The following is a 4,859-nucleotide window of genomic DNA, read 5'->3' on the forward strand; positions in this document are numbered from 1 at the left end:
AACCGTTGCGTGGCTGCCTAGACCAACACATGTTCGCTTGGTGTGTGCCATCCAAACGACAGACATAGGCATACTATGTCGTTGCTGAGTTTCCAGCGTATGCCTCGCCATTGCTCGGTGTTCCATGTACATTAAAAGACGTTGCGTTGGCATGGACAACCGCCAATTCGAGCGGTCGATCAGTACCATTGTGGCAGAGTCAAAAAGGGAACCGACTGAGTGCAACCGCACTATGGGGTATGATCCATGGATTGATTCGGGTCACTGCAGCACGAAATCTGGTTCCGGCGAATGCCACTCCGCATAGGTTACGTCATACCTTTGCCCGTCGTTATTTGGCAAACCATCCTAGTGACTTAATAGGTTTGGCACGACTGATGGGTCATAGCAATCTCAATACGACCAGTTTGTATACACTGCCAACGGCCAATGAACTTGAGGAGCGAGTTAATCACCTCTCTCTCAATGCTTACGAGGACGATATAGTTAATTAACTAGTAAGTCACCATTAGATCTTGGTGTCTTTGGGCGGAACCGAACATACTAATGAATTAGTCAGACACTCGACCGTTAAGCTTATCCCCGAGATCAATGCCAGTCTGCTGAAAAGTCGAAATAGTGACTTTTGGTGAAAGTAAGGGTCTTGGAATCGTTAGGTTATTAAAGGTGAATATGTGCAATGAATAATTACATCAATTCAACATTAACTACAGAACATGCAAAAGATGGTCTATATCGCATACTTAGTCTTGATGGTGGGGGTGCTAAGGGATTCTACACGCTTGGTGTTCTTAAAGAAATTGAAGGAATGCTCAATTGCCCACTTTACAAGAGGTTTGATTTAATATTTGGAACAAGTACTGGCTCCATTATAGGTACTCTCATTGCCCTAGGCTATGAAATTGCCCAAATCCATATGCTATATCAAAAATATGTCCCAAAAGTAATGAAAATAAGAAAACCTCATGAGAAAACAAAAGCCTTGGCTGAACTTGCTCACGAGGTGTTTGGTAAAGCAACATTTGAGGATGTAAAAACTGGCATCGGTGTGGTTACTACCAAATGGATTATTGAACGACCCATGATATTCAAAGGAAGTGTCGAGCAAGCTCATGGTCGCAAGGGTACATTTCAACCAGGATTTGGTGTAGCCGTAGCTGATGCAGTGCAAGCATCTTGTTCAGCATATCCATTCTTTGATCGAAAGATTATTACTACTGCTACAGGCGATACAGTAGAATTAGTGGATGGTGGATATTGTGCCAATAATCCAACTCTATATGCAATTGCCGATGCATTAGGTGCAATGAAAAAGAAAAGGACCGATATTAGAGTACTAAGCGTAGGTGTTGGGGTCTATCCTGAACCAAAAGCAACAGGTATGATGAGACTTTTGAAAAAATACCTACTTAGTATTCAAATATTACAGAAAACACTTGAAATTAATACTCAATCAATGGAGCAATTAAGATCTATTCTATTTCATGATATTAAAACTATTCGTATTAGTGATACATTTGAGAAGCCAGAAATGGCAACGGATCTCATGGAACATAATCTCAATAAACTCAGTATTTTACATCAAAGGGGGCGCGAATCATTTGCATCACGAGAGAATGAAATACGAAGCTTAATAATATAACTAATATTATATCATTGAATTTAGATATATGGTGAATTATGAGTAAACACTATTTTCCATCTGACTTAGCGAACTTCGTCCATAATCGGTGGGAGAATCTAATTTCTGGCGAATATTCCCCACCAAACTGTCCTAGCAAAAAAATACTAGAGAAGATATTAGAAGTATCTTATCTTGCAAGCTTGGAAATGGACGAAGGTAGAGCATTAACATTCTCTATATGTTGTACTCCTTTATCTGAGTTAGTTAAACGACAAAACTCTGAAGAGTTAGTAGAAACATGGGAATTTGAAGTAGATAGAGAACTAGTAGTTAGTGAACTGCGTCGTTTAGCTCCGGTAGCTTCTACAGAATCAACATCTATTTGGATAACATATAGTGACGTACCAGATTCCCAAGTTTCAATTCATGGTTTGGTAAATCAAGGATCAAGTTGGGCCATTGCTCGGAGAGGACGAGCTTATCGTTATGATTCTCCTCCTTCAGCATTAATTGTAAATATATTAGGATATGGACGATTAAGTGTATATCAAGGACAATATAAAGTTGCAACACTTTCTTCTGGTCAGCTTATTCGAGCACAAACAGAAGATATGATATCGAATCAGTTAGTTGGGGTTCATAAATTTCTTAAAGAAGGTACAAATTTATTAAGAGAATCAATCGAAACACCCATATATGAACATCCTAAAGAATGGTATGGATTTGAATGGATTTGTTATATAAATGTATTAGTAAGTATCGTTAACGTTATTCAGCAAATGAATCATGGTGGTACATTGGTGATTTCAGGAAATAATAATACGGAGAGTGATTTGAAAAAACTTTTTAAAATAAAATACAAGATTAGCTCAAAGAATATACTATCTCAAAGATACGTTGACTATATGAATATAAGACATAAGATTAACGATATAATGACAGTTGAAGAGTTTTATTCCGATCAAAAAACAGAATATAGTGATATTTCTGATTCAGAAAAACATATTATTGATCTTTCATTAGCCAACTCTGAAAGGCTACTGGGAGAATCTACAACGCTAATAGGAAATTTAGCTGGAACAGATGGAGCAATAATTTTAAATACTTCTCTAGAGGTAATAGGATTTGGTGCTGAGATTATATCCAGTCATGAATATTCAAATAAGATATACACTTCAAAGGATTGGTTTGCAGGAAAAAAAGAACGATTTAACATCGAACAATTTGGTATGAGACATCGATCTGCAATTAGGCTGTGCGCATCAACAGATAATGTATTTGCTTTTGTCATCTCACAAGATGGAGATATTACTCTTATTTGGCGTGACAATAAAAGCATAATGATCAAAAGAAACATAGATATAACTAACGCGAATATGGTACTTGGATGAAATTAAACAGGATATCAAATCGCTATACATATTTTTTCAATAGGTTTATTCATTAAATGCTTCAAGCCATAATCTCCGGGCTTCTACCAGAGATGTCGCTTTAAGTGCCCGATCAATCTTACTCACTGACGCTTTAAGTTGGGTTTGAAACACCTCAAAATTATCGGGGTTCCATTCTTGGTTAGTCAAGATATCCTTATCATTAGCAACACTCATAATGATAGAATTTCTTGTATAATTATTGATAATATAATTGCCTATTAGTGATAGTGATACTGCTCGATCAGAAACAAAATTTTCATCAGGAACATTATAAATAAGGCATTCGATATAGAAAGATGGAGCTATTTTTTTATGAGGAAACCAGTTTTTTGTCCATCGTTTAAACATACGAACAAGAGATTTATAGACTTTAGATGTGCGTGCATGCTTTTGTATATTATTATAATAATGCACACGAGGAAAGTTCTTTCTTTCGGACAATCCTCTAAATGAATAAATAGAAATCGGATCTAATCCATCACTGCTTATGAATATAGCAGGCACAACGTCAGCCTTGAAATTGGTATTAACTGTAATACATTTATCGCTTCGCTCAGTTTTTCCACGGTAATGATACGAACCTTCCAACTTACTTTGTATTTCCTGAAAAATCTCATCCCATGTAATGGGATACCGTGCTACCGTTCCAGTAAAATGAGTACTAGTAGTTTGCTTACGAAGTGCAACAATATCTACGTCATTGATATCGACAATTCCAGTATCATTTTTATATGAACCCTGTAAAAAAGTTTCATATCCACTACCAAGTGTGTCACGAATATTATTGTGAAGCGAAACGGCTGCATCTACTGTGGTTGGAGCAGGTGCTGCGCTATAACGTGATATATCAGCTTCAAGAATAAGATGTGCCAATAGTTATCTCCTATACAGTATTTTCTGCATCTTCTATAAAATTTATTATACTACATTATATTAAACCACAAGGTCAGAATTAAACCCAAACAAATAGTGGGTAAAGTATTCTGCCTGTGCCTACTTGGCAACGGAATGTGCTTTGAACAACCATATTTTCTCTGCTATGCAAAGAACAGTCTGTGTCAAGCAATCATAGGTACAACTTCGTGGGTAAATGGACACTTACACCGTATAGGGGCTATTTTTCATCAAAAGTCACTATATCGATCTCAGGGTTTGGCCTAGCTGTCCCCAACAAGCAAGATTCTAATCTTGATTAAATTTCAACACTCAAACAAAAGAATAGGCATAAGAAGTAACGCACACGATCTTTCTTACATTACTTCTCTGAGTAACTAATATAACATCTGTAGATTCAAAAACAGCTCAAATGTACGGAAGTGATAGTTTTTGGGGGAATTTACTTTTAGTTCCAATTTCCAATCGATAGAAGCACCAAATATATCTAAAGCAGCTTAAGCTTTCTTTTTTCGACGAATAGCAAATACTTGAGAAAAGGGCATGCTAGAATCCTAGCATGTCCTTTATGTTTTCCCCGAAAGAATGCCTTATAATATGAGAGTCCAACTTTGATGATTGACCTCGCGATGAACATATACCTACAATCTTCGATATATATTTTAAGATATATCTGTTTTGATACTTTTCAGAGGTGTTATGGTACAACGTTCTTCTTGCTTAGTAAACCTAGTTTGGGAATATATCCGCAGTTGACATAGACGGTGGTTTTGATAGTTTGATTGCAGTTGTGTTCGATATGTATTTAGGATGATCAGTATGTCACCATTTCGCCGTAGCGGCTGATGCGGGACAATAGCGATCCAACGCGATGGGTGGCGGAGGCCCATACCATTGCCCAATCGCGT

Annotated in this window: 4 protein-coding genes; 3 read left to right on the top strand and 1 reads right to left on the bottom strand. The window is 37.1% G+C overall.

What is annotated here, in order from left to right; translation table 11 throughout:
• The first annotated feature begins 188 nt into the window (after positions 1-188).
• From JOD20_RS27070 to JOD20_RS26155, 3 genes are all read left to right on the top strand, one after another.
• Positions 189-494, top strand: a complete 306-nt coding sequence (locus JOD20_RS27070; RefSeq protein ID WP_420828967.1) for a tyrosine-type recombinase/integrase — start codon at positions 189-191, stop codon at positions 492-494.
• A gap of 185 nt (positions 495-679) precedes the next feature.
• The gene (locus tag JOD20_RS26150; RefSeq protein ID WP_204758113.1) at positions 680-1,642 is read left to right on the top strand and encodes a patatin-like phospholipase family protein; all 963 of its coding nucleotides are present in this window, start codon (positions 680-682) and stop codon (positions 1,640-1,642) included.
• 38 nt (positions 1,643-1,680) lie between these two features.
• A complete protein-coding gene (locus JOD20_RS26155; protein ID WP_204758114.1) occupies positions 1,681-3,015 on the top strand; it encodes a putative sensor domain DACNV-containing protein in 1,335 nt (444 codons plus the stop codon).
• 45 nt (positions 3,016-3,060) lie between these two features.
• Here the strand turns inward: JOD20_RS26155 and JOD20_RS26160 are convergent, their stop codons facing one another.
• Positions 3,061-3,930 carry a nucleotidyltransferase domain-containing protein gene (locus JOD20_RS26160; RefSeq protein ID WP_204758115.1) on the bottom strand — a complete coding sequence of 290 codons (870 nt, stop codon included), beginning with the start codon at positions 3,928-3,930 and terminating at the stop codon, positions 3,061-3,063.
• Positions 3,931-4,859 lie beyond the last annotated feature (929 nt).

It is taken from the genome of Herpetosiphon giganteus, from assembly GCF_016907925.1.
GTDB lineage: Bacteria > Chloroflexota > Chloroflexia > Chloroflexales > Herpetosiphonaceae > Herpetosiphon > Herpetosiphon giganteus.